This is a genomic window from Vibrio neptunius (assembly GCF_000967495.1).
Classification (GTDB): Bacteria; Pseudomonadota; Gammaproteobacteria; order Enterobacterales; family Vibrionaceae; genus Vibrio; species Vibrio neptunius.
Map to the genome: position 1 here is coordinate 51,433 of NZ_JXXU01000039.1, position 25,117 is coordinate 76,549.

Below are 25,117 nucleotides of genomic sequence, written 5' to 3' on the forward strand. Positions count from 1 at the left end.
CTTCCGCTGATGTTACAAACGGGAAAAGAATAACCAAGCATAAAAACAACGCTTTCATTTCAGCACCTCCAGTTGGTTCTTATCTCTGCGAACAAATAAGCTATAACAGCCAAGCAGAACAATAGAACTGATTAGTAGTGCAATGCCAAACAGCACTATCGTGTTTTGAAATCCCAAAACACTTAAAGCCAGTCCTGCAACCAGAGGGCCAGCAATATTGCCAATGCGTTCCGTCAATCGGAAGATACCAATCGTTTTGCCTTTATCTAATCCGGAATCCGATAACAACTCTATGATAAGCGGTACCTGTGGAGAAACGCATATGCCATGCGCTATACCCACTAATATTACTATCATCAGTAATCCAGAAGTTCCCGGTAATAACATAATATTCATCAATGCTGCAGCAGACAAGATACCGCCGGCAAAGATAAAGGCGATCTTGTTATTCCACTTATCGATTAGCATCGCGGCGAGAGGCGAGATGATGATGATTGCCAGCCCATATGTCATCATTACTCGTCCTGAAACGGCGCTGCTCTCTCCCAAAGACTGCAAATAAACCGGGCAGATGTAATACAAGAAGCCGGTCAAAACTACTTTTGCAGGGATAGCACTAAAAAAGGTGATGAGAGCAAAGTACTTGTTGCTTAAGAGTATTTTAAAGTCACTAAGCTGTACGGGCTTACTTTCGCTATTCGATTCTCCACGGTCAAAGAAGCTTATGACCAGTATCACACCTATGACAGCCAAAGTCGCTGCAAGTAGAAATGTCATCGAGTAGCCCAATTTGTCGGCTAAGACGCCACCAATTGCTGCCCCGCAAAGTGAACCGGAGAAAAAAGCAGATAAGAAGGTCGACATACCTTTGGTTCTATTCTGCGTGTTCGTCGTGTCAGTGACGTAGCCCTGAGCTGAGATAAATACGACACCATATCCAATAGCAGTAAGTGCTCTGGCAATGAGCAGCAACTCCAAATTAGGACTTAAAGCTGTTGCAACCAAACCAAATGCTGTAATAAGCCCACCACTGATCAGCGACTTTCTTCTACCGACTTTATCGGACCAGTAACCCGCAAAAGGAAGAGAAATTGCCCAACATAACATAAAGAGTGAAATAGGTAGGCTGGTCACTAAGTCTGCAGGGATCCAGTTTTGATTGCTTGGTAAACTGGCGACAAAGTTTGGGAAAAAGGCTAGGGAGGCCGCTTCGGAGAAAATCAAGATAAACAAAGGGAGCCTGATAAAGCGATAATCCTGAATGTTTCGTTCAGGTAAGTTTTCACGCGCAAAGGTCGCTTTTATCCGCAGGTTAAGCTTTCCAATTAGGGTACCAAATTCGTCATTAGATTGAACCTGTACTAGATAGGGTACTTGTTTGTTTTCGCCCATTGCGATTAGCTGCTTAATTTGTTTCCACGGTTTGATGATCATGAAATGACAGATAAACAGGATGATTTCGATAACAAACAAGCCTGACGCAACGAGGACAGTGATCATGTCCATGATACTGTCTTTGATCATCTGAGGGATGATGTTGGTATCAGCCATCATTTGGAGCTTGATGATTCCAGTGGTGTCTATTGGAATAGATAATTCACTGGCCTCGACATAATCTGGGAAAAATTTTGGATATTGATAGATAGCAGCTTTGTTGTTCTCCAAACGAATTGAGAGTAATTCAGGATGATGCTCAATATACGCTGAAAATTCTTCCTCCAATCCGACCAATCGCTCAAGAGGAACCCCCTCGTCAATGATGCGCCCAATCATATGAGATAGCGTATCACCAATTAGGTTAGATTTTTGCTCAAGCTGCTTTTCGTAGACGCTCGAGAATTTACTCAAAGACTGGTAGGAACTAGCTAAATTTGAGGCGACGGTTAAGATAATGGCGAGTAGAATGATAAGCAGAGGAAAGTATCGTGCTCGCATTTTGTCCCACTTGGACCCAGAGCGCCCTGCAATAATGTAATTCCTTACTGAAAGCATCACTTGCCTATCAGTCAGGTCTTGGTCGTTGATTGCCTTGGTGGCGGCCTGAACTTTTTTGAGCAGAAAATCAAGTAGCGAGTTCAGGAAAACGTAGCCTATTACCGCTGCGACTAATACCCATAAAAGGGTATCCATGATTTGTTGAGACAATAATGTCTGTTTGATTTTTTCTAGGTATAGCGGTGAGTAGTAAAGTCTCAACTCGCCTTCTTTTACATTGAATGTATTGACTATGTCCGTAGTCAGTAGTCTGTCGGTGTCAAATTTGGCTACACCAGTAGTAAACAATACTTGATTGGTACGATTGACGACCTGAATTTTGCTGATGCCATCGACAAGGTCTGAGCGCCTTTCAATCAAAGATTGAATGTTTGATATCGAGGAAAGGGGAAGACCTAAGCTCATCGCTTGACGAATATCATTATCCGTTTCGTCGAGCACAACTTGATAGGTGGAATCACTTGTCTGGGTGAGTCGTTTATCGAAATTGAGATAGTTTAATGTTGTATTCAGCCCATTAGAGAACAGCAAGGCGGAGACAATTGCCAAGATGAGTTTGGCTCTTAGTGAGATAAATCGTCTAGGCTTAATCATGTATCCAGTATCCATCTTGCTGTTCGTCTTTCTCACTTACTTAATCGTAAGATCGAATCCTTCCTCACAATTTGCGGTCGTAACGGAAACTTGAGTGATTGGCTGTTGCTGACTCAATCTACTGATACATTCTTCTGCGAGTTTAGGCATCAAAGAGCGGTTAATGATCTGCTCAACGGCGCGTCCACCTGTCGTAGGGTCAGTGTTCTTGCCAACGACGTACTCTACGAAGCCTTCATTCCATGTAAACGAAGCCTGATATTGCTCAGCGAGTTTTTTCTTAATTCGATTGAGGGATATTTCAGTAATTTTAGACAATTCTTCATCGTTTAATGGGTAGTACGGCACAATAGTCGTACGTCCGAGGAATGCAGGTTTAAAATAGTGTTGAAGATCTGGCCTAATTGATTCGAGAAGCTCTTCATTGCTTAGGCGATCACTATTGTCCGCACAAACATCACAGATGGCCTGATCTGCTGCGTTGGATGTCATGATGATGATGGTGTTCTTAAAGTCGACAGTTCGGCCTTCACTGTCTTTAATATGGCCTTTGTCGAAAATCTGGTAGAACAGATCATGGACGCCAGGGTGCGCTTTCTCCATTTCATCGAGTAACAAGACTGAATAAGGGTTTCGACGAATAGCTTCCGTCAAAACTCCGCCTTCACCAAAGCCAACATAGCCAGCTGGAGAACCAAGTAACATAGATATTTTATGTTCCTCTTTAAACTCGGTCATGTTAATTACTGTCAGATCGTTGCTACCACCGTATAGTTGCTCTGCAAGCGCCATGGCTGTTTCGGTTTTACCCACACCACTTGGACCACACATGAGGAACACGCCAATCGGTTTTCGACTGTCGGTAAGGCCTGCACGAGAAATTCGGATCGCTTTGGCAAGTTCTTGTTTTGCTACATCTTGACCGATGACACGCTTATCTAGTTCTTCTTCTAGGGATAAAAGTCGAGCGATTTCATCACTCATCATGTTTCCGACCGGGATACCAGTCCAGTTAGCGATGACCTGAGCTATGGTATTGTCATCAACCATTGCGTTGACCAGCGGCTCTTCACCCTGCAATTCACCCAACTGATCGATAAGTTCATTCAGTTTGTCTTGCTTGGCTTTATCAACACTATTTTCGGTTTGTTCATCGCTGATTTCTTGCTGAAGCTCTTTGATTTGGTCAACGAAATCGACCTCTTTCTTCCAACGAGCTTGGTAATCTGCGAGTTTCTTTTCGTTATCTGCAATTTCGCCAGTGAGTTCGGCAATTTCATCTTCTGCAATGCCAAACAGAGCGTGCTCTTTTTCTAGCGCTGCTTTTTCATTTTGCTGATAACGGATCGTCTGCTCAAGTGCTTCAATAACTTCAGGTTTAGCGCCTTGAGTAAGTGCGATACGAGCACTTGCAGTGTCGAGTAAGCTAATCGCCTTATCAGGCAACTGGCGACTAGGTAGGTAGCGAATAGACAAATGAACAGCGGCATCGATAGCGGATTCAGCGATAAAGGCGCCGTGGTGTTTTTGCAGTGACGCCGCAATACCACGAAGCATTTGTTTCGCGTCTTCTGCATTCGGTTCTTCGATCGACACGACTTGGAAGCGTCGAGTTAATGCCGGATCTTTTTCAAAGTACTTTTTGTACTCTGCCCACGTGGTCGCTGCGATGGTTTTGAACTCACCGCGAGCAAGAGCGGGTTTCAATAAGTTTGCTGCGTCGTTCTGGCCTGCCGCGCCGCCTGCGCCAATTAGGGTATGAGCTTCATCAATGAAAACAATAATCGGCTTTTCGCTATTCTTTACTTCGTTGATCACATCTTTGAGTCGGTTCTCGAATTCACCTTTTACACTCGCACCTGCTTGCAGCAAACCAAGATCCAACGAATGAATTTGTACGCCTTGAAGTGCGCCTGGAACTTCATTAGCCGCAATGCGCAATGCTAAGCCTTCTACAACTGCTGTTTTACCAACCCCTGGTTCCCCAACCATGATAGGGTTGTTTTGGCGTTTTCTACACAGAATGTCGATGGCTTTACGCACTTCTGAATTTCGACCAGAGATAGGATCAATATTGCCGTCCAATGCCTGCTGTGTCAGATTCGTTGTGTATTTACTTAATGCGTCATTGCCGACAGGGGCACCGCCAGTACCATCGGCTGCAGCAGCGCCAGTTTTTGCTCTAGCAACGGCTGTTTTATTGATTAGCCCTTGAAGAGATTCCAGTGAAACACTTTGTAAGCTTTCTAGCTGAAGCGTATTCATACCCAGCACGTTTTGTTGCAGCATGGCTTGAACCAAATGAAGGCTGATAACTTCACCATGGCCATAGTTTACCGAAGCAATCATCCAAGCGTCTTTTACGATTTCGGTGAGTGCTTGGCTAAGCGTTGGCTGACCCTCATTCCCTTTTGGAAAACGAGCAATCTTCGAGGACAGTTCGTTGACCAAATTATCCTGAGATAGGTTTTGTGACTGAATGAGGCTATTTAAGTGTTTGTCTTGCTGTGAGAGCAACTGCAACAGCCAATGTTCTGTCTCAATAGAAGGGACATTTTGATTCATAGCGGCCCCAGCAGAAACTTCAAGTGCTTGTTTCAATTCTGGTGACAACTTGGCGACTAGATTTGTTAGCGTAACTTGCGTCATACCGTTTTCCTTGTATCTCAAAAGGCATCAATACGTCTTTAATACCCAACTCGTTTTGGTTCTGAAGTGCGTTACTTCAGGAGAATACTTACTATTTGTTGTGGTTTCCTTTCCGGCGCTAGGCAATCAACTTCACCCAGTTTCGCCGCGTTGTATTTGTTGCTGGATAGACGAGGTCTATTCAGATACTCCCGCTTTACGTTGAGGTAAACAGAAGTCGGAGTATTGTCTTGCAAATAATGCTGAATCAATTCTTTCATGTGGCTTGCCAGCAGTGGATCGGCTTGGATCGCGATCAACTCATTTTCCGTTTTTGGGGTTATATAAACCATCAAATGACTAAAATGCGTTAAGCAGGTTTTTCCGAGCAAAAAACCTTGTCCAACCCGACTATTGAATTGCTCTTTCCGACCCAATCGAGTCAGAGAGTCAGATGGAAGCTGACGGCGCTCATGAGTTTTAGTCGAGACTTTGATACCGAACGGAAAATAGTCATTAAGCATTTGACTCAGGGTACTAAGGTTTCTCTGACCTTGGTTAAGCAACATGGAGTACTGAAAATACTTTCCATGTTTGTTGTTAAGTGTAGCAATATGGTTGAGTAATGCCGTTTTTGCTGGTTGAAGTTCATTTTGAACAACAAGCCAAGAACCTGTTTCCAGTTGGCCAACAATTTCAAAATAACGCTGATTGAATACATCAAGAAAATCTTTCAGTGCATGATCGTCATTGTGAAGCGCGGATAAAAGTTCCTCGTAAATATAGTTTGGTATGACACCTTTGACACCAGACAGTGCCTGCTTGGCTAACCTAAGTTTCAAGCGATTGTTTTTAAGTGAAAAATACTGTATTTCGCTCGCGTCGCCGGTAGGCATTGCCTCTGCTTTAAGTTCAAGCTTTACCCGATTCGGGTTTTGATTTATCCAATGATTCAGCAATCGCATCGCCTGAGCGAAATCGTATTGTTGAGGATGTTGGGTTAAATCGCTAATCAATGTCATATGTATCTCTCAACCAACAATCACATTGCTAGTTGGCTCCCATGAATTTTAGGGTAGCGCTTGGCAACCCCATCTCTTCCATAGATTCGGATAGACAGCTGGATATAACGGTCGAAGCTACAAAACTGTTGGAAGAAGCGATTGAGAACATCACTAAATACAAGGAACCCACTCTGAGTATCGAGTGTCAACTCTATTTCAGTGCCAGGAGAGAAGACGTTCTTACCCATTATACGTAAAGCTGAAACCTGAGATTTAATTGAGACGCTATGGATTGTCTGAATTTCTTCTGCTGATACTTGCTCACGACTGCATAGTTGAAGCATCTGCTTGAGCTTTTCTGTTGGGTTATCTGAGTGGAGAAGGGACGAAAAATTACCATTCAGTAAGCCAACAAATTGCCAGTGCAAATTCAGGTTCTGTTCTCGTTCAATAGGTGCAGTCGGTGGGTAAATAGCCTTAAAAGAACCTGGCAAATCGATGCTTTCAAGGCATTCCATGTCGCCGCTAATACCACATGCCTGTTTTCCATTGGTACACAGAAGATGTGTTCCATAGAGTTTATTGAACTCAAGGTCGTGATTAGGTCTTAAACTGATGGCAAGTTTAAACTGACCATTAATATCTCGAGAGCTTTGCCAATAATCTGCATTTGGGTTTGACTTATAGCTATCTCTAAACAAAGGAATTAACGGTTTCTCCCCTTGAGGAGTAATCTCGAATACTTCTTTGACTTCAACAACTTCAATATCACTTTCGCTGTGTGCATCGGCGTTAACAGGAATACTTAAGCATCTCTGGTCATAATTCGTCGGCTCGCCCGTTTGCTCAAACAGGTTGACTGCAGGAATGATGTCGAGTTTAAACACTTGATTGTCAAATAAACGCATGAACTCGGTTGGTATCGAATTCATAAACAAGTTGAGCTTGATGTCAGCGCAGTCGAATTGCTTAATGGCTTGCCCAAAATCCTTTAAGCGAAAAAACTGGCGCTTCTCTTTGTAAAAGAAAAACTCGCTGATGAGTTGAAAACCTGAAAACTGATTGCCCTTTTGTGGCAAAAACAAAAAGTTGAGATCGCTGATACGGCTCTTTAGCTTTTCTGCTGGTAAAACAACGTGTTTTTTGCATTCGCTATCAGAGATGGATACCGCCTTAGTTTGACCTAACAGTAATTCAACCAGTGAGTCTGCGTTGTTCTCAAAACCTTGCACAAAGAGATCTAAATCTTGATGACTCAGTTGTGAAAAATAGGTGTCGGGATCGCCTGTTGACAACGAAAGTTGAATAACAGCAGTAGACTGCTCAGTGCCAGCTGGACGATTAAACTTGAATGGTGCACTGGCTGCTGCTGTATCCGTTAAGGAGAATGGCGCCGTCTTTAAATCATCAACGGTGGTAAACTGGCAAAGTTTCCCCTTAGCTTCTGAGGTAAAGTGCGAACCTTTCGGAATCAGAACAGACTCTGAAACATCTTCCTCATGAGACAACTGTAGGTAGGCGGCACTAGGAATAGTTTGAATGTAACTAGGGTAGAGCACACCGAGTAGACCTTGTACAACTTCAGGGAGTTGCTCGGAAAGCTGCTTTTCTACAGTGGCGTTGAGTAACGCAACGCCGTCGAGCAAACGAGCGAGGCTGGGGTCTTCGATCTGGCCTTGATGAATATTGAGGCGTTCTGCATGCTCTGAGTGTTGCTGACCAAATTGTCCTAGGGCACGCCTTACAAAAGTCAGCTCTTGTTCAAAGTAACGCATCAAAGGATCAGTCATAACTATCCTCCGTCATTACCGTGGTTAAATCGTTGAGTGAAATCTTAGAGTCGAATATCAGTTCTTGCTCTCCTTTGGAGGTTCTTGCTCTAGCGATTATATTGAAAACCAGTGCGTTCTCATTTTCCTTACGTTCAAGTAACTCAACCATTACCTGAGTAAGGCGGGGCTCAAAGTGCTTGATATAACTCTCTAGACGCAATGCTAGTTGGGTCTGATCTAAGCTGGCACTCAAGAGTTGAACATCTTCTATGCCAAAGCGCAAATTAGAACGCTGTAGCTCTGTGAATCGATCATCAATATCCACTAGGGATGATTCTGACTCGAGAAGTTTAGTTAGGTGATATTTGATATCATCAATCTCTTCGCTTTGGCTTGAGCTATTCGGCTCTATAAACGTTTTCCAAAATCCCATTAGGCCGCCTCATCCAGTTCTGTGGTTAAAATGACCTCGCCAGTGAAGTGATCATATTGATATTGTGGGACAATCCTCAATGTACATACAAAGCTACCAGGTTGATTTTCAGATTCTGAAACGCTGATTTTAGCGAAGCTTAATGGGTATTTAGCGAGCGTTTCTTCGTTCGCATAAGTCACATTACTAGCAAACTTTTCAATCCATTGGGTTAAAAACAACTCACATTCTGCCGCAGTGTTAAAACTGCCAAGCATCTCGCGGACCTGAACCTTTAAATAGTGGGCAATGCGACAAGACATCAGACTAGTCTGAATTTGAGTTAAGATTTTCTCGTTGTCAGAAGAGCCGCTTTGCCAGATTGAGTTGTTTCCATTGAAAAAGTATTTGTCGCTGAGTGGACTTTTGGTCAAGGGTACAAATCCATTTTGTGCATAAAACGTCGATATCTGCCCAAAAAGGACCACACTGGTCTGAGGTTCGCGCAAAAATAGGCAGTTATGTTTGTCGATGTTTACAATGGCACCTTGAGATTTGTCATTCCAACGCGATTTGAGAAAACCAAACCAATTTACGCGGTGATATTCGCGCATGATGGTAGCGGCAAACGCAAAGGTCGCGCTGCCCCAAAGCCCAGTTCCGACTTCGTTGTAGATGAAGCCTGCCTTGGTATTGCTATAGCATTGTCTCATTCGTATTGAAGGCATAATAAAACCTACAAACCTTGAGCTTGATTTAGTGCGTAAGGACTGCCAAGCGCCGTAGTCTGGGCCGGTGATGATTTTTTCGATTCTATTGATATCTGAAAGCCAATCAGCTCCGGGATCAACAAAGAATTTCTCATCGGGTGAGAAAAGCATTGGGCAAAGGGTTGATTCGCCGAGTTTACTCAATAGCTCGACGGTAAAAAGGTCGTCATAGTCCGCATCGAAGTCCATATCGATAGAGATTGGATGCGTGTACACAATACAACCAAATGGACTACCCCCCAGCGTATTTAACTCCTTGTTACCTATTTTGTTGAATAGGCTGGAAGCTTTGACATTGTAAGCTTGGTTGATGTCGGTTGACACTTCATCCCAATCCATATCAAGAAGCTTGAGCTTGGTACGCTGCTTATTGATTGGCAAGGTTGCAAGGCCTTGTAATCCCAGCCAGCTACTGTGTAGGTGTTCAAAATCAGGCTCATGGAGGATTTTGTCAAGTTGCTTTGACAAAGCTCCATCTAAGAAGGAAATAAGACGTGACACGAAGTTAACGAGTGACGGTTTATTAGCTAATGCGTCAGGGTTAACTTCAGACAGTAAAAAGAGCGCGTCTCTAAGAAAGTCGCTTTTTTTATTGTCTAAAGAGGCAAGCTTCTGCTGCCAATCTGCGCTGAAATTCAATGTCATAATGTCCTTAGATTGTAGACAGGAAGAAAGGAAGGCCGGATTGCTCCGGCCTTAAATTTGATTAACCTGGGATCTTAGCAACCATACGTACAGAGGTTGTTAATTCTTCAAGTTGTAGCCATGGACGTAGATGTGCCACAGCTGAGTAGGAGCCTGGACGACCTGGTTGCTCGACTACTTCAATTCGAGACTCACAAAGTGGTGTCTTAGCACGTTGCTCGTTACCAATGGCACCAGCGTTAGTGTATTGGTCGATCCATAACTGAAGTTCACGCTGGATGTCAGGTGCTTCAAGGTTCGAACCCAGTTTGTCACGCCCCATTACTTTCAAGTAGTGCGCGATGCGGCTACTTGCCATGATGTATGGAAGGCGAGCGGAGATAGCTGCGTTAGCGGTTGCATCTGGGTCAGTGAACGTTTTTGGTTTTTGAGTCGTTTGACCACCAATAAACACGCCGTAGTTCGAGTTTTTGTAATGAACTAAAGGCAAGAACCCAAGGTCACTAAGCTCTTTTTCTCGCTCATCTGTGAGGTTTACTTCTGTTGGACACTGTTGAACTAAGTCGCCAGCTTCCGTTTTGTATGTCAGATTAGGTAGGTTTTCAACCTTACCACCGTTATCAAGACCACGGATAGAAGTACACCAGCCAGAAGCAGTATACGCCTGAGTCATTTTGAGACCCAGATCATAGGCTGCATTAGACCACACAAGTTGGTCGTTATTTTCTGGATTTGGATTACCATCCATATCCGTACCAAGCTCTTCATAATCGAATAGCTCAGTTCCAAGGCCTTTAGCACCATATGGTAGGCGCGCGAGCGTTCGTGGCAGAGTCAGCGTCACATAGCGCGCGTCATCACTTTCACGGAATGCATTCCAAGCGGCATATGCTGGTGAATCAAAACCAGCTGCTACAGGTTTGCCCTCGTCGAACGTGGTGAAGTCATTAAACTCAAACATTTGTGCATTTGCAGCTGCAACAAATGGAGCATGACATGCTGCTGCAACTTCACCCATATAGCGAAGTAGGGCAACATCTTCGTCTTTAGCGCTAAACTCGTAATCACCAATGAATGTTCCATAAGGCTCACCACCGGCCGTACCGAATTCACCCTGGTACACAGCGTTAAATAGTGGGCTACGGTCGATTGCTGGAGCATCCTCAAACTGGTCTAGAAGCTCTTCTTGGGAGAAGTCGACCATTTTGATCTTTAGATCACGTCCTAGTTCGCTCTCTTTAACCAATTTCTGCAGCCCACGCCAAGAGCCCTCGAGTTTTTGAAGCTCTTTTTGTTGCATGACTTCTGACAGCTGCTTAGAAAGCTTCTTGTCAATTTCAGAAATTGCATTTTCGATTGTTTTAGTAACGTTTTTATCCCACGTTACCGTTCCTGAAAGCGCTTGTTCCGCAAGAACAGAAAACAACTCTTTTGTTGTATCAGCAGGTGTTTGAGTAGTCGCTTCGATTGCTCGGTCTAGAAAACTCAGCGAACCTTCTGCTGCTTCGGTTTGCGTTTGATTTTCAGCTTCTGTACTCATTATTCGCCTCCTTCTTCCTTATTGACACCAAGCTCTTCTGACAGTGCGTTGATAGTATCTGCGCTCTGTAGAACTTCTTTCAGCAGTTTCTCAAGATCACGAGAACGGTCTGCTTTTGAAAGTAGGACTTTGAGTTGGTTACGCGTTTCAACAAGCTTTTTAAGAGGTTCAACTTGCTCGACGATGGCTTCAGGTTCAAAGTCTTTCATTGAATTGAACGTCAAATTTGCTTCAAACTGACTATCATCGTCTGCAAGTACGTTATCGACTTTCAAAGACAACTCTGGTCCGACGCGTTTCATCACGGAGTCAAAGTTGTCTTTGTCAACGTTGTAGAATGTACGATCTTCAACGTCTTCCTTGTCTTGCTTATGACCAGAGTAGTCACCAATCACCCCAACCACAAATGGGAGTTCTTTGGTTTCTACCGCGCCATTAGTTTCCACATCGTAAGTAATACTTACGCGGTTTTTACTTACACGTTTGTGTTGGGAGTTTAGTGCCACAATGGTTCTCCTTGGCTAATTATTTAGCTGTCGATGTCACTTTTGCAGTTGTTGCGTCGAACCCTACTTCTGGGCCTTTCTCGATCTTACCGCCTTCACCCTCGATGTAGTAAGCTTTCGAGATTTCAGTGTAAGTTAGAGAGAATGATTCGTTTGGAAGAGTACCGTCAGAACCAGCCATGTTGTAGCTAGACATACGAGCCGCTTTTAGAGTAACGATTAGGTAAGGATCTGCACCTGAACCTTCACGGTTTGGTTTAGTCATTACAATCTCAACAGTTTTACCCTCGCCGCCCGGAGCGTACAAGAAGGTCGTTAGGTAAGGGGTTGCACCGTCACACCCACGCGTAATATTGATTTCACCTAGCGCAACCATACCTTGGTCAGCGTTGTTTGCGTTACCTACATCAATACCTACACCACGAACTGCGTTCCAAGTTACGGTGTCAATAGCAAAGAAGCCATCTTTACCACCGATCTTTTCTACAGTTGCTGCACCTTTAGGTGTAGTGCCATCAATTCTCATGAAAATAGAAGCCATGTTGATCTCCTTCGCTAATTAGCATTTAGTGTTTTTACCACTCGAAGCTACTAATACCACTTTCAGGTTGAGTAGTGTTCGCTTGAGTTTGAGTAGTTTGTTCGCTCGTTGTGACTGGCTCTGAAGGAGCTGAAGTCTGCGGAGACGGAACATGAGCACCTGTCTGTGATAGCCCAGGTACGGATGAAACTGTTTGTGTTGAAGTGGCTGGTTTGTTACTTAGATCTGCTTGCGCTAAGTTATCCATGCCAGAAACTTGATTAATATGAGTGATGACGCCGGAGTTACCGCCTGTCATCTCATTCAGTAGTTCAGGCAAGCTCATATAGCCCCATCGAATTGCCCTCTCAAGCAAAAATGGAATAGGACTATGAGGTTCTGTTTTTTGAAAAAATTCAGAGATCTTACGCAGCTCGTGGAAAGCTTGATCTCGATGAGTGACTACCGAGCTTACAGACTGAGGTTGACTTGGACTTTGAGCCACAGGCTGTGGGGCAACCAGACCTGAATGTTCGACACCTGTTTGTGGTGTTTCGTTAGCAGGAGCGGGTTGTGATTCTTGACTAGCCGCTGGTGTCGGTTCATCGACAATAGGCTTGAACTCATCATCTAGCGGCCATCGGGCAAACTTGTCGCCGACTAAAAACTGTATCGCATTGATTAGGTCGGCAATGTTAGCTTTGACAAATTTGAAGCTTACTTGAGCAACCCCTAGCGTTTGACATTCTTTTGCAATCAGTTTTTCTGCCGCATCAAAATTTTGATAGCTTTCTGACAGGCCATTTAGTGTACTTAGCACATCGTTAGAGAAAAGGGTTTGTGCTCTATCTTTTAGCTCTGCAATCTTTCCTGCTCTTTCTGCACGTAGGAAATCACCAAAAGAGAGTTCATCAATAAGACTGATCATTTGCAATGGCATGTAAAGTGCTGTCGAATCTTGGCTTTCACCAACAAGCTGAAGAAGCGGTTTTGTTCGAAACTCAACGAGTTCTTTAGCCTGACCTGATTCGTCACTACTTTTTAACTTCTCAATTGGAGGATGAGGGTTTAGCGTTGGCCAAAACGATTCAACAAACCCGACTAGTGCTTTCGTTGAGCTAGCGAGGTTGTCATAAGGTGCAGGAGTAAAAAGCTGGCTAGCAATATACCAACCTAAAAACTCAATATCTTTAGTTTGCGTAGTCAGAGCGTCAAACGTCGATGTACGCAACAGGTCCCAGTTGCTCTGATTCGCTTCGATAAGCGCTTCATCACTTGAAGCGTCTGGGGTTTCAATTAACTGGCGGAATGACGATTGTGCAGTGTTGTAGTGGTTTCTCAACGTACGGTAGGCACTACGATCTAGCTTCAGGTATGTTCCTGACGGTTGTTCTTCAGATATAGGTTTCAATAGTGCTTCAATATCAACCATACAGCGTCCGTTATTAGTAGTTCACAAGAAAGTTTATAAAATGTGTGCTTACTTATTATTAGTTAATAAAACCGTATTTCCCATAGTCTAGGCTTATTTTTGAAAAAGGCTCGTCCAATTTTATTATTTACCTTGAAAAGTGATCCCCTTCTAGAAAATTGGCCGGATGACGTATATTTTTTATCAATACCTTGTTTTTTATATGGTTTGCAAAAACCAAAAGTGTCTATTTTTTGTACTCTTAAGGCGGTTTGTCGAAGTTTATTGTCTTTAAGGGGTGTCGTTCTGTAAATGCAGCGTTGTGATTTTCTGGCAAAATTAGGTGTTTACACTGGTCAATGATAGTCACAAAGTTCGAAAAGGCTGTCGTTTTGTAACAAGCAGCTAGAATTGATTCTATCCACCGATTAAAACGGTAGGCATACCTAATACGATACTTCCGCCGTGTGAGGTCGTGTCTCCCATTCGTGCTGCAGGCTTGCTGTTTATCATAACGGTAGCACTTCCTTTGATAATGGAATCAGGAGGGCCAACACAAACACATATATCTCCCAGTGTGGCTGCAGGCAGGCTCCCGACCAAAACTGTTGGAGCTCCTGGCCCTGTGATAGGCCCACCAACATGGGGTATTGGTGGAACCGCTGGAGTTTGCATCGGGCAGACATGCATATCTGTCAATCTTGCTGCGGGTAGTGTCATTGAATACCTCCGTTGCCTCCTGAAGCAATGTCGAGAGCAGTTTGAACTGCCTTTTCGTAATATTGCTCGGATTTATCCCATTGTGGTAACGAAGCCGCGTGATTAATGGCACCGCTGACAGCTTTCGCGTAAAGAAAAGGGTCTGGTAACACAACTGGTAGATCTGGCGCAACTATGCTTCCAGAACCGTTCCAAAACACCGCTTGGGTTAGCCATGATGGCCCACAGTTAAGTTCAAGGCGATTCGCCAATAGCTCTGCTCGTCTGCGAAGTTCCTCCGACGGTGACTGAGCCCATTGTTTAACCGTGTCAAGAGACATCTTTTGTGTGTCATTCCAAATATCATTTCTTGATGATACACAGCACAATGCCCACCAGATACTCTCGCGAACGGGTAGAGCATGAGCCAGAAATTGCACTAGGTCGTTGTACAACTTTGCTTGCTGAAGCTTGCTTATGACTTGGTCGATGGGTAACTCATCGCCAATAATTTGCATGGCTTCGTCTGACGCTTGAAATCTTGGTAATATTTGAGCACTGCTCTGGTAAGGGATTTTTTTATACATAGATTTAATTAACCTTCACAATAGCGCCTTTGAGTTCACCTAATACACCACCGTCGAATGTGCCTTTAAGCCCCGACTTAAATTCGGCACTGAGAGAACCTTCAGCACTGAGAGTAGTGCTGGCTTTGATTTCAATGCTCAGTCCTTTAATACTGTTTGAACTTGTGGCTTCAAGTGCTGTTGTTGTTCCTGAAACTTTATTCGCAGAGGTGGCTTTGCTGGTAACATTCGTTCCCTCTAGGTTTAGCGCACTGCTTGCTTTTACATCAATATTAGTGGCCTCGATAGATATTGAGGATGAGGAAATAGAAATCTTACTTGAGCCAACTTTGAGATCGATGGAGTCATCTGCTTCCAGCGTAATTGATTTCGCAGAGCCGCTCATCGCCTTAGTGACATTCAGTGTATAATTGTCTTCAGTGGCAATAGTCATGGCTTTGGTGACTGATTGACTGAGTTCACCTTTGACGGTTTCAGTATGGTTGTTTTCGACTTCTTGTGTGATGTCTTTTGCGGCGTGAAGATAAACCAGTTCATTGTCTTTTTTGTCGTCAAAGTAGAGCTCGTTTGTTTGGCCTGTCAGTTTCGTCTTAATCCCAGTTTTAGTGGTATTCGCTTCTTTATAGGGCGGTGCGTTTTTACTGTTATACACACTGCCCGTAATGATTGGCTGATCAGGATCGCCGTCAATAAAGGAAACCAGTACTTCCTGACCTACTCGCGGAATAAACTGCGTCCCATAGCCGCTACCTGCCATCATTTGAGCGACGCGCACGTAACAACTGGTTTTATCGCCGCTGGCTTCAGTATCCCAATGAAATTGAATACGGACTCTGCCTTGATCATCTTGGTTGATTTCACCTGCTGTTGAGCCTGCAACTGTAGCACTTTGCAACCCATTCACTACTTGTTTTGAACGCGGCGTTGGGTATGTTGGTGTTGCTTTGGGTATTAGTTTTATTTCTGTAGCACATCGAACATCATCGGAATAATGCGTTGATGTGCTGACTACGGAAAAATCACCAAGTTGTGATTTGTCGAGGTGGCTTGACAGAGAAAACCAAGTGGCGACCTCGAACATATCATGTTCGGCCTGAGCAATAACAGATTGATAATCCTGCTCTATTTGCTCAATCCGTCTTTTTGCCAAGTTGCTAGATAAGTCGGTCATATCTCCACTTATGCCTAAATCAGGATAGTGGACAGATGCCAGCTTCGTATTATTTGCGATTGTATTGCTGCTGGTTTTTGCTTTGCTGGTGACTAATTTAGACTGTGAGTAGTCGTATGCCGTTAGTTCTACACTAGCACCGTGAAAAGACATAACTGGTGACCAGGTTTTAATCAGAGGCAAGCTTCCTGAAGGGGTTTCCTGCATATCAAATTTTGCTACATCAGCCTTGTCGAAAGGTGATTGTGCATCTTGGATGACCATAGTGTGATCACCGGATTCATGTGTGAAATAGTAATGTAGGCCTTCTTCTGCGAGCAAACGTGTTACAAAATCGAAGTCCGACTCGTTGTATTGAAGGCAATATTCTCTTTTTGTTGAAGGTAAACTAGAGAGCTTGTATTTACCTTTAAAACCCGCGTTATCGAAGATATCGCTGATGATGTCTTTCGTCGTTTGAGTTTGATAAACACGGAAAGAATGTGTGTGGGTGAGAAGCCAGAACCATGGTCGAAGCGTGATTCGGTACTGCATGAATTGCAGATTAGCGTCCAGCCCCATTTGTTCGATGCGAGCAATAACTCCATTAAAAGAGCGTTGCAACTTGTTGCTGCCAGACTCATTGGAATATCGATTTATCGTCAACAGCTGACCAAGTTGGTCTTTAACACTGAAACTAGAGGAGACGAGTACGGCGGTAATCTCAAAAGGAGTGGACAAAGCCTGAGTTACAGTAAATTCGCTAACTGTATGCTCTTGATTCTTATAGTCCTTTGCCGAAATTAAGTTAGCCGACGCTGAATACTTATCAGCCATATAATATCCTTGAAATAATTAGTCTGATCGAAAAAGACCTTAAAAATTATACTGATACGCTAGGTATAATTTGTTGGATTTATAAAAAGTAGCAGTAAACTTATCGTAAATAAATCTTACCACTGATTATTCGGGCTGTTTAGCCCCATAATAACTGAATGTGTGAGCCGCTCTCAGAATCCAACATTCTTTTAACGGCTATCGACAACGAGCAGTTTCGCGCTTCGATAGGAGAAATTCATACTCTCTACCTCATTTGGGCGGCTTATGATCAAGTCCACAGGTGGTAGTACCACAAAGAAGACTAAAGGCTCTGGGTGAAGGTACATCCAACGTAAGTTTGAGTCCGACTTCTTATATACCTTCATATTCACAGTCAGGACTAGGCTGTCTGGCGAGAGGGTGCTGTTGTTGAAATGCCCCAGTTCATGTACTGCTCCCCAAAGAGTATCGAGTGAGCGCTCGTGAGTACTTTTGAGAAACAGCTCGATCTGGAGCCTATCCTCATTGTCATACAGTGTTGTACTCAGTCTTTGAGTAAAGCGCAATCCATCCTCAAACGGAAGGTAATTTAAATTATTGTCGACAATCTTAGAAGATAGTGGACAAAGCTGAACTGAATCTGCAGGCTGTTTGCTGGCATATAGCTCGCAAGTGAACTGTTTGATGATGGTCTCTAGGCCTTGATGAAACTGTTCATTTTGAATGTCTTTCAGTGTTACTGCAGAACTATTTAATATTTCCGCAAACACTTTATCTGCAGTGCCGTTGACATTATCGTAGTTGGCAACGTTGACATATTGATTGGACTTAATGGCGGCTTTAAGAACATTGTTTGATTCGATAACCGTAATGTCTTCGTCAGAATAGACGGTATCTCTAAGTGGAGGGTAATAGGGTTCTCGCTTAGGTTCTGAGAACATTGAGCACGCTGTCAGGCCTAAGCCTAGAGCGGCAGCGATTGATATCTTACCAATTAGAGTCTGCATTCTTATCATAGATATCCGTGGTTACTTCGACAGTACCGATACTAATGATAAGTAAGAGTTAAGTCATTGTTCTTGTGTTGTTCTTGCCGATAGAGCTCACAAACAGCAATGAGAATCGCGTACTTTGTTTCCTTAAAGCCAGATATCCATAACGGATTAGCTTATACCTTAGTCTAAATTGTCGACAATTTTCTTGATTGTCGACAATTTGATCGGCTATTTTATAGGTATCGTATAAGAACTGTTGACACATTGGGTTGAGAAGGTAAGCGAGCAAACGTATGAATGATGAACTCACGACTCGTATGAAAAGTAGAGCAACAGAGAAAGAAAACACCAAATCAGAAAGCCTGACCGAAATTCTGATTGAAGCAATTGTAGAAGGTAGTTTAGAACCCGGAAGTAAGATCTCTGAGCCTGAGTTGGCTAAACGATTTGAGGTAAGCCGAGGCCCACTGCGAGAAGCCATCATGCGACTTGAAGGGCTGGGGTTGATTGAGCGCATTCCTCATGTCGGAGCACGAGTGATTGCTTTCTCCCCTGAAAAGCTGGTTGAAATCTACGCGGTTAGAGAGGCTTTAGAGGGTATGGCTGCGCGCTTGGCAGCACGTTATATCTCTCAGGAAGAGTTGTTGAGTTTGGAGCTATTGCTTGCCAAGCACTCAAAGCACATCGATGAAGTTGCAGGCGCTTCTTACTTTCATCAGGAAGGCGACTTTGATTTTCACTATCGCATTATTCAGGCGAGTCGCAATAGTAAGTTGATCGCGCTCTTATGTGATGAGCTGTATCACTTGCTGCGTATGTATCGATACCAATCGCCGCGGGCTCAATCCAGACCAAAAGAAGCGCTGAACGAACACAAATTTATCCTTCAGGCGATTCGTAATCGTGATGAAGAGCTGGCCGAAATGTTGATGAGACGACATATCTCAGGCAGCAGACGGTTAATAGAGCAACAAATTTTACTTGCTGAAAATGACTAGAAGGAAACTGTCATGAGTTTATCTCCAGGGGCGAAATTCAGAGCCGCCGTAGAGCAAAATGATCCTTTGCAGATTGTCGGTACGATTAACCCATACTGCGCCATGATGGCGAAAAACATAGGCCACCAAGCTATCTATTTATCAGGTGGCGGCATTGCCAACGCATCTTATGGTCTCCCTGATTTAGGAATTACGACCCTCAATGACGTCTTGGTCGATGTTGACCGCATTACTAACGCGTGTGATTTGCCTTTATTGGTGGATATCGACACTGGGTTTGGTGGCGCATTTAATATTGGTCGCACGATTAAAGCGATGGAAAAAGCCGGTGCTGCCGCTGTTCATATGGAAGATCAGGTGGCCCAAAAGCGTTGTGGTCACAGACCAAACAAAGCCATTGTAAGTCAACAGGAAATGGTTGATCGCATTAAAGCTGCTGTAGATGCGCGCAATGACGAGAGTTTCGTCATCATGGCTCGTACTGATGCGCTCGCAGTTGAAGGAATGGATAGCGCCATTGAACGAGCGATTGCCTGCGTTGAAGCCGGCGCGGACATGGTCTTCCCAGAAGCAATGAACAAATTAGATCAGTATTCACAGTTCTCTGAAGCGCTAAAGCAAGCGACCGGAAAACACGTGCCTATATTGGCGAACATTACCGAATTTGGCCAAACGCCATTGTACGGTGGTGAAGAGTTAGCCAAATCAAATGTTGATATGGTGCTGTATCCACTAAGTGCTTTCAGAGCAATGAATAAAGCCGCAGAAATGGTTTATGCCCACCTGTTGAAAGAGGGAAATCAAGAAGCACTGCTTGATTCGATGCAGACGCGTAAAGAGCTCTATGCGCACCTCAAGTACCACGATTACGAAGATAAATTAGATCAGCTGTTTTCAGAAGGAAAATAGCCAACGGAAACAAACGGAAGCCCAAGAAAAGTATCGGAAAACTTTTAATTCAATAACGTGAAACTTGTCCGAACAGAAAAATGCTCCATTCAGAGGGCAGAGCGGACAGAAAAGGAGTTCAACATGCCAACTAAAGAGATAGGTGGTGCAGGCCTACGAGGTCAAAGCGCCGGTAGCACTGCATTATGCACCGTCGGTAAAACAGGTACCGGTCTGACGTATCGAGGTTACGATATCACTGATCTAGCCAATAATGCGCAGTTTGAAGAAGTAGCTCATCTACTGTTGCGTGGTCACTTACCGACGCAGCAGGAGCTGGATGAATACAAAACGCGCCTGATTGGTTTACGCGGCTTACCTGCTGAGCTGAAGCAAGCTTTGGAACTGGTTCCAGCAAGCGCTCACCCAATGGATGTGATGCGAACAGGTTGCTCGGTTCTGGGCAACCTTGAACAGGAAATGGACTTTTCTGAGCAACATGATGCGACGGAACGAATGCTGGCGCTATTCCCAGCCATCATTTGTTACTGGTACCGCTTCAGTCATGATGGCGTTCGAATTGATACCGAAGATCAGTCTCAAGATTGTATTGGTGGCTATTTTCTTAAAATGCTCACAGACAAAGATCCGAATGAACTGCATAAGCAGGTCATGCATTGCTCGCTGATTCTCTATGCGGAGCACGAGTTTAATGCGTCGACGTTTGCGGCTCGTGTTTGTGCCTCGACGTTGTCGGATATCCATTCTTGTATTACGGCTGCAATTGGTACTCTGCGTGGTCCGCTCCATGGTGGGGCAAACGAAGCTGCGATGGAAATGATCGAAAACTGGCATACGCCTGATGAGGCAGAAACCAACATCATGCAGATGCTAGCCAATAAAGATAAAATCATGGGCTTTGGTCATGCTATCTATCGTGAAAGTGACCCTCGAAATGCATTAATCAAACGTTGGTCGAAAGAGCTCTCAGATAAAGTGGGTGATACACACCTTTATGCGGTCTCTGAGCGAGTCGAATCGGTGATGAAACGTGAAAAGGGGCTGTTCTGTAATGCAGATTTCTTCCACGCTTCGGCGTACCACTTTATGGACATTCCAACCAAGTTGTTTACACCTATCTTCGTCATGAGCCGATTGACTGGCTGGGCTGCACACGTTTATGAGCAGCGTGCCAACAACCGCATTATTCGCCCAAGTGCGGATTACACAGGTCCTGAACATCAGGATTGGGTTCCTATCGAAAAGAGGTAACACCCAGTTACCCATGAGTCTCCTTACCAGCTAGTAAGGAGGCTCGGATACCCGAATATTATCTGAATGGAAGCAATGATATGAGTAGTACAGTGAATTCAAAATATCGTAAGCCGCTTCCGGGATCTGATCTTGATTTTTTCGATGCCCGAGAAGCAGTCAATGATATTACGCCAAGAGCTTATGAGACTCTCCCTTACACATCGCGTGTTCTTGCCGAGCAATTAGTTCGAAGGTGTGAGCCGGAGTCTCTCACGGCCTCTCTTAAACAACTGATTGATCGCAAGCGTGATTTAGATTTTCCTTGGTATCCAGCACGCGTGGTGTGTCACGATATTTTGGGACAAACGGCTTTGGTTGATTTAGCTGGTTTACGTGATGCAATTGCAGATCAAGGAGGAGACCCTGCTAAAGTGAACCCCGTGGTGGAGACCCAGCTGATCGTCGACCACTCTCTGGCGGTAGAGCACGCGGGTTTTGAATCCTATGCGTTCGAGAAAAACCGTGCGATCGAAGAGCGTCGCAACGAAGACCGTTTTCACTTTATAGAGTGGTGTAAAACGGCCTTCGAAAACGTCAGCGTTATTCCTGCCGGTAATGGCATTATGCATCAGATTAATCTGGAAAAAATGTCACCTGTGGTGCAAGCCAAACAAGGTATTGCTTATCCGGACACCTGTGTCGGAACTGACAGTCATACCCCGCATGTGGACGCGTTAGGTGTTATTGCTATTGGTGTGGGTGGGCTTGAAGCGGAAACAGTAATGTTAGGTCGACCATCAATGATGCGCCTACCAGATATTGTGGGTGTTAAGCTCACGGGCAAACGCCAACCTGGTATTACGGCAACGGATATCGTTCTGGCTATCACTGAGTTCTTACGCAATGAGCGCGTTATCTCAGCGTACCTTGAGTTCTTCGGTGAAGGTGCCAGTAACCTGACAATTGGTGACCGCGCAACCATCTCAAACATGACGCCTGAATACGGTGCAACAGCAGGCATGTTCTATATTGATGAACAAACGCTTACCTACCTAAAATTGACGGGGCGAGATGACCAACAAGTTGAACTGGTTGAGAACTACGCCAAGCAAACAGGCCTTTGGGCTGATGACTTAGATTCAGCGCAATACGAACGAGTGCTCGAATTTGATTTGTCTGCGGTGACACGCAATATGGCCGGCCCTTCGAATCCACATCGCCGATTACCAACGTCAGAGCTAGCTTCACAAGGTATTGCAGGCCAGTGGCAAGAGAGTGAAGGTCAATTGCCCGATGGTGCGGTAATTATTGCAGCGATCACCTCCTGTACTAACACCAGTAACCCAAGAAACGTTGTCGCCGCAGGTTTAGTTGCCAAGAAAGCCAACCAATTGGGCCTTGTACGTAAGCCATGGGTGAAGTCGTCTTTCGCTCCGGGTTCAAAAGTCGCGAAGTTGTATCTTGAAGAAGCAGGTTTGCTTGAAGAGATGGAAAAACTCGGCTTTGGTATCGTCGCGTATGCATGCACGACATGTAACGGGATGAGTGGTGCGTTAGACCCAGAGATTCAGCAAGAAATCATTGAACGAGATTTGTATTCGACGGCGGTACTTTCTGGTAACCGCAACTTCGACGGGCGTATCCATCCTTACGCGAAACAAGCATTTTTAGCGTCACCGCCTTTGGTTGTCGCTTATGCGTTGGCAGGAACGATTCGCTTCGATATCGAGCGAGATGCGTTGGGTACAGACTTTAAGGGCAAGCCTATTTACCTTAATGACCTTTGGCCAACTGACGAAGAAATTGACGCGGTAGTGGGTAAGTACGTCAGACCTGAGCAGTTTAATCAAGTTTATATTCAGATGTTTAAACTCGATGATGAACAAAGCAGCAGTAATCCTTTATACGATTGGCGGCCGCAAAGTACATACATTCGCAGACCTCCTTATTGGGAAGGCGCATTGGCGGGCGAGCGAACACTGTCTTCAATGAGACCGCTAGCAATATTGGGTGACAACATTACAACCGACCATTTGTCTCCCTCTAACGCCATTCTTGCGTCCAGTGCTGCAGGTGAGTATTTAGCGAAAATGGGAGTTCCTGAAGAAGACTTCAACTCCTACGCAACTCACCGTGGAGACCACCTTACAGCGCAGCGTGCGACCTTTGCAAATCCTAAGTTATTTAACGAAATGGTTAGAGACGAAGGCGAAGTTGTTCAAGGTTCTCTGGCTCGAATTGAGCCTGACGGAAAAGTCACGCGTATGTGGGAAGCTATCGAAACCTATATGAACCGAAAACAGCCCCTCATTGTCGTTGCAGGAGCAGATTATGGTCAGGGTTCATCTCGTGATTGGGCGGCAAAAGGCGTTCGCTTGGCAGGCGTCGAAGCTATCGTTGCCGAAGGTTTTGAGCGTATCCATCGAACCAATCTGGTCGGGATGGGCGTACTTCCTTTGCAATTTAAAGAAGGTGTCAACCGTCAGTCATTAATGCTTGATGGCACCGAGCTTTATGATGTGATTGGTGAGATTACGCCGGGTACGGACCTAGCTTTAGTAGTCACACGCCAAAACGGTGAAAAGCTGGACGTACCGGTCACGTGCCGACTCGATACCGCCGATGAAGTATCGGTTTACAATGCAGGCGGTGTATTACAACGTTTCGCCCAAGACTTTCTGGCTCAGTAAGGAGTGATTATGAATGACATTAGACCGAGTCAGATAAAAGTCGCCGCGACCTATATGCGAGGAGGTACGAGTAAAGGTGTTTTCTTTAATCTTTCTGATTTACCTGAAGAGGCACAAAAACCGGGAAAGGCTCGAGATGCGTTGCTGCTTAGAGTTATTGGTAGCCCAGATCCCTATGCTAAACAAATCGATGGTATGGGAGGGGCAACTTCGAGTACAAGCAAAACCGTCATTGTTTCGCCGAGTAACCAACCAGAGCACGATGTGGATTACCTATTTGGGCAAGTCTCCATTGATAAGCCTTTTGTTGATTGGAGTGGAAATTGCGGAAACCTATCGGCTGCGGTTGGCCCGTTTGCAATTCATGCTGGGTTAATTCCTGCAGAGCGTATACCGGAAAATGGTGTGGTTGCTGTGAGAGTGTGGCAGGCCAATATCCGAAAAACGATCGTCATCCACGTGCCTATCCGTAATGGACTTGTTCAGGAAACTGGAGACTTTGAGCTAGACGGAGTGACTTTTCCTGCGGCTGAAATTCAAGTGGATTTCATGCACCCTGCTGCGGGTGATGGAAGTATGTTCCCAACGGGAAATTTAGTCGATGATCTTGAAGTACCTGAGGTTGGTACATTTAACGCTACTTTGATTAATGCTGGTATCCCAACCATTTTTATTGATGCCGATGCCCTTGGATACTCTGGTACTGAGCTTCAACAAGATATCAATAGTGATGAGTTGGCATTAGCACGATTTGAAAAGGTCCGAGCTTACGGCGCACTAAAAATGGGGCTTATCGATAAGGTCGAAGAAGCGGAGTCTCGCCAACACACTCCTAAGGTGGCTTTTGTTAGCAAAGCGAAGAGCTATCAAGCCTCAAGCGGAAAACAGATTGATGAAAATGACGTAGAACTGCTGGTGAGAGCTTTATCTATGGGCCAGTTGCATCATGCAATGATGGGTACAGCTGCAGTCGCTATTGCTTCAGCTTCATGTGTGCCAGGGACACTGGTCAACTTGGCTGCTGGAGGCGGGGAGAAACATTCAGTGACCTTTGGGCATCCGTCAGGAACGCTAAAAGTAGGCGCGCGGGCTGCTCATTCAAACCAAGGCTGGGTGGTAGAAAAAGCCGCAATGAGCCGAAGCGCTCGTATTTTGATGGAGGGCTTTGTGCGTGTTCCCTCCAATGTCTTTGAAGAATAAAACTCGTCGGTAACAAACCCGATGTAAGTAATGTCAGGAC

The 25,117-nt window shown here is 44.7% G+C and carries 19 protein-coding genes; 5 read left to right on the plus strand and 14 right to left on the minus strand.

All coding sequences use genetic code 11. The annotated features are described in order from the left end of the window. Positions 1–54: 54 nt before the first annotated feature. From TW84_RS12970 to TW84_RS13035, 14 genes are all read right to left on the minus strand, one after another. Positions 55–2,604 (minus strand): MFS transporter, encoded by a 2,550-nt coding sequence (locus TW84_RS12970; RefSeq protein ID WP_045976060.1) that lies wholly within the window; start codon positions 2,602–2,604, stop codon positions 55–57. 21 nt (positions 2,605–2,625) lie between these two features. Next, positions 2,626–5,238 carry a type VI secretion system ATPase TssH gene (gene tssH / locus TW84_RS12975; protein WP_045976061.1) on the minus strand — a complete coding sequence of 871 codons (2,613 nt, stop codon included), beginning with the start codon at positions 5,236–5,238 and terminating at the stop codon, positions 2,626–2,628. Between the two features lie 71 nt (positions 5,239–5,309). Continuing rightward, the gene (locus TW84_RS12980) at positions 5,310–6,239 is read right to left on the minus strand and encodes a type VI secretion system baseplate subunit TssG (protein ID WP_045976062.1); all 930 of its coding nucleotides are present in this window, start codon (positions 6,237–6,239) and stop codon (positions 5,310–5,312) included. Positions 6,240–6,259: 20 nt separating this feature from the next. Continuing rightward, positions 6,260–8,011: a type VI secretion system baseplate subunit TssF gene (tssF, locus tag TW84_RS12985; RefSeq protein WP_045976063.1), complete on the minus strand. Its 1,752-nt coding sequence runs from the start codon at positions 8,009–8,011 to the stop codon at positions 6,260–6,262. Next, entirely contained in the window at positions 8,004–8,426 is a 423-nt protein-coding gene (gene tssE, locus TW84_RS12990; protein WP_045976064.1) for a type VI secretion system baseplate subunit TssE, read from the minus strand. The genes tssF and tssE overlap by 8 nt, the downstream gene beginning before the upstream one ends. Next, positions 8,426–9,820, minus strand: coding sequence for a type VI secretion system contractile sheath domain-containing protein (locus TW84_RS12995; protein WP_045976065.1), 1,395 nt, complete (start codon positions 9,818–9,820; stop codon positions 8,426–8,428). The genes tssE and TW84_RS12995 overlap by 1 nt, the downstream gene beginning before the upstream one ends. Before the next feature lie 61 nt (positions 9,821–9,881). Further along, positions 9,882–11,360 carry a type VI secretion system contractile sheath large subunit gene (gene tssC, locus TW84_RS13000; RefSeq protein ID WP_045976066.1) on the minus strand — a complete coding sequence of 493 codons (1,479 nt, stop codon included), beginning with the start codon at positions 11,358–11,360 and terminating at the stop codon, positions 9,882–9,884. After that, positions 11,360–11,866, minus strand: coding sequence for a type VI secretion system contractile sheath small subunit (tssB, locus tag TW84_RS13005; RefSeq protein ID WP_045976067.1), 507 nt, complete (start codon positions 11,864–11,866; stop codon positions 11,360–11,362). Before tssB ends, tssC begins: the two co-directional genes overlap by 1 nt. Positions 11,867–11,885: 19 nt before the next feature. Then, positions 11,886–12,407 carry a type VI secretion system tube protein Hcp gene (locus tag TW84_RS13010; RefSeq protein ID WP_045976068.1) on the minus strand — a complete coding sequence of 174 codons (522 nt, stop codon included), beginning with the start codon at positions 12,405–12,407 and terminating at the stop codon, positions 11,886–11,888. Between the two features lie 34 nt (positions 12,408–12,441). Then, positions 12,442–13,818 carry a type VI secretion system protein TssA gene (locus TW84_RS13015; protein ID WP_045976069.1) on the minus strand — a complete coding sequence of 459 codons (1,377 nt, stop codon included), beginning with the start codon at positions 13,816–13,818 and terminating at the stop codon, positions 12,442–12,444. Between the two features lie 396 nt (positions 13,819–14,214). After that, positions 14,215–14,517: a PAAR domain-containing protein gene (locus TW84_RS13020; protein WP_045976070.1), complete on the minus strand. Its 303-nt coding sequence runs from the start codon at positions 14,515–14,517 to the stop codon at positions 14,215–14,217. Continuing rightward, positions 14,514–15,083: a DUF6931 family protein gene (locus tag TW84_RS13025; protein WP_045976071.1), complete on the minus strand. Its 570-nt coding sequence runs from the start codon at positions 15,081–15,083 to the stop codon at positions 14,514–14,516. Before TW84_RS13025 ends, TW84_RS13020 begins: the two co-directional genes overlap by 4 nt. A 4-nt stretch (positions 15,084–15,087) precedes the next feature. Continuing rightward, on the minus strand, positions 15,088–17,070 hold the full coding sequence (locus TW84_RS13030; protein ID WP_045976072.1) for a type VI secretion system Vgr family protein: 1,983 nt from the start codon (positions 17,068–17,070) through the stop codon (positions 15,088–15,090). Between the two features lie 191 nt (positions 17,071–17,261). Further along, the gene (locus tag TW84_RS13035; protein WP_045976073.1) at positions 17,262–18,059 is read right to left on the minus strand and encodes a hypothetical protein; all 798 of its coding nucleotides are present in this window, start codon (positions 18,057–18,059) and stop codon (positions 17,262–17,264) included. Positions 18,060–18,340: 281 nt separating this feature from the next. On the opposite strand from TW84_RS13035, the gene TW84_RS13040 reads away from it, so the two are divergent. From TW84_RS13040 to prpF, 5 genes are all read left to right on the plus strand, one after another. Continuing rightward, on the plus strand, positions 18,341–19,045 hold the full coding sequence (locus TW84_RS13040) for a GntR family transcriptional regulator (RefSeq protein WP_021458177.1): 705 nt from the start codon (positions 18,341–18,343) through the stop codon (positions 19,043–19,045). Positions 19,046–19,057: 12 nt separating this feature from the next. After that, positions 19,058–19,954, plus strand: a complete 897-nt coding sequence (gene prpB / locus TW84_RS13045; protein ID WP_045976074.1) for a methylisocitrate lyase — start codon at positions 19,058–19,060, stop codon at positions 19,952–19,954. Between the two features lie 123 nt (positions 19,955–20,077). Continuing rightward, positions 20,078–21,205 (plus strand): bifunctional 2-methylcitrate synthase/citrate synthase, encoded by a 1,128-nt coding sequence (gene prpC / locus TW84_RS13050; RefSeq protein ID WP_045976075.1) that lies wholly within the window; start codon positions 20,078–20,080, stop codon positions 21,203–21,205. An 80-nt stretch (positions 21,206–21,285) separates the two neighbouring features. After that, positions 21,286–23,877: a Fe/S-dependent 2-methylisocitrate dehydratase AcnD gene (gene acnD / locus TW84_RS13055; protein ID WP_045976076.1), complete on the plus strand. Its 2,592-nt coding sequence runs from the start codon at positions 21,286–21,288 to the stop codon at positions 23,875–23,877. 9 nt (positions 23,878–23,886) lie between these two features. Then, positions 23,887–25,077: a 2-methylaconitate cis-trans isomerase PrpF gene (gene prpF, locus TW84_RS13060; RefSeq protein ID WP_045976077.1), complete on the plus strand. Its 1,191-nt coding sequence runs from the start codon at positions 23,887–23,889 to the stop codon at positions 25,075–25,077. Positions 25,078–25,117 lie beyond the last annotated feature (40 nt).

What these genes read in the sequence shown, in the direction of transcription:
- TW84_RS13015 (WP_045976069.1), bottom strand. Translation starts at nt 13,818, where the DNA reads ATGGTTGATATTGAAGCACTATTGAAACCTATATCTGAAGAACAACCG.
- tssF (WP_045976063.1), bottom strand. Translation starts at nt 8,011, where the DNA reads ATGACTGATCCTTTGATGCGTTACTTTGAACAAGAGCTGACTTTTGTA.
- prpF (WP_045976077.1), top strand. Translation starts at nt 23,887, where the DNA reads ATGAATGACATTAGACCGAGTCAGATAAAAGTCGCCGCGACCTATATG.
- prpC (WP_045976075.1), top strand. Translation starts at nt 20,078, where the DNA reads ATGCCAACTAAAGAGATAGGTGGTGCAGGCCTACGAGGTCAAAGCGCC.
- TW84_RS13030 (WP_045976072.1), bottom strand. Translation starts at nt 17,070, where the DNA reads ATGGCTGATAAGTATTCAGCGTCGGCTAACTTAATTTCGGCAAAGGAC.
- TW84_RS13025 (WP_045976071.1), bottom strand. Translation starts at nt 15,083, where the DNA reads ATGTATAAAAAAATCCCTTACCAGAGCAGTGCTCAAATATTACCAAGA.
- TW84_RS13035 (WP_045976073.1), bottom strand. Translation starts at nt 18,059, where the DNA reads ATGCAGACTCTAATTGGTAAGATATCAATCGCTGCCGCTCTAGGCTTA.
- prpB (WP_045976074.1), top strand. Translation starts at nt 19,058, where the DNA reads ATGAGTTTATCTCCAGGGGCGAAATTCAGAGCCGCCGTAGAGCAAAAT.
- TW84_RS12970 (WP_045976060.1), bottom strand. Translation starts at nt 2,604, where the DNA reads ATGGATACTGGATACATGATTAAGCCTAGACGATTTATCTCACTAAGA.
- TW84_RS13040 (WP_021458177.1), top strand. Translation starts at nt 18,341, where the DNA reads ATGAATGATGAACTCACGACTCGTATGAAAAGTAGAGCAACAGAGAAA.
- tssC (WP_045976066.1), bottom strand. Translation starts at nt 11,360, where the DNA reads ATGAGTACAGAAGCTGAAAATCAAACGCAAACCGAAGCAGCAGAAGGT.
- tssH (WP_045976061.1), bottom strand. Translation starts at nt 5,238, where the DNA reads ATGACGCAAGTTACGCTAACAAATCTAGTCGCCAAGTTGTCACCAGAA.
- acnD (WP_045976076.1), top strand. Translation starts at nt 21,286, where the DNA reads ATGAGTAGTACAGTGAATTCAAAATATCGTAAGCCGCTTCCGGGATCT.
- TW84_RS12995 (WP_045976065.1), bottom strand. Translation starts at nt 9,820, where the DNA reads ATGACATTGAATTTCAGCGCAGATTGGCAGCAGAAGCTTGCCTCTTTA.
- TW84_RS13020 (WP_045976070.1), bottom strand. Translation starts at nt 14,517, where the DNA reads ATGACACTACCCGCAGCAAGATTGACAGATATGCATGTCTGCCCGATG.
- TW84_RS13010 (WP_045976068.1), bottom strand. Translation starts at nt 12,407, where the DNA reads ATGGCTTCTATTTTCATGAGAATTGATGGCACTACACCTAAAGGTGCA.
- TW84_RS12980 (WP_045976062.1), bottom strand. Translation starts at nt 6,239, where the DNA reads ATGACATTGATTAGCGATTTAACCCAACATCCTCAACAATACGATTTC.
- tssE (WP_045976064.1), bottom strand. Translation starts at nt 8,426, where the DNA reads ATGGGATTTTGGAAAACGTTTATAGAGCCGAATAGCTCAAGCCAAAGC.